The sequence below is a fragment of the Mesorhizobium sp. M8A.F.Ca.ET.207.01.1.1 genome, assembly GCF_004794715.1.
Taxonomy (GTDB): Bacteria; Pseudomonadota; Alphaproteobacteria; order Rhizobiales; family Rhizobiaceae; genus Mesorhizobium.
In genome coordinates this window covers 1-282 of the sequence record NZ_SRUS01000581.1, presented here as the reverse complement: position 1 = coordinate 282, position 282 = coordinate 1, and the positions used below count along the sequence as shown (strand labels likewise).

Genomic DNA, 282 nt, shown 5'->3' with positions numbered 1-282 from the left:
GGTGGTCAGCAGGGTCACATCGCCCTGGCCGACCAGCGCGCCCTCCGTGACCTGCTGCTTGTTGGCCACGCCACTGATCGGCGCGGTCACTTCGGCGTAGCCCAGGTTGATCCGCGAGGAGGTCACTGCCGCTTCGGCCTGCTTGACGGCGGCCAGGGCGGTGCGCTCGGCCGATTCAGCGTTGTCCAGGTCGGACTTGGAGACGAACTGCTGCGGGGCCAGCGAGCGCGCGCGATCGGCGGCGACCTTGGCGTTGGCGTAGGTGGCGCGGGCCGAGGCCAG

1 pseudogene is annotated in these 282 nt (G+C 70.9%); it reads right to left on the bottom strand.

Annotation, left to right across the window (positions count from 1 at the left end):
• A pseudogene (locus tag EN850_RS35925) lies at positions 1–282 on the bottom strand (efflux transporter periplasmic adaptor subunit); the annotation flags it as partial.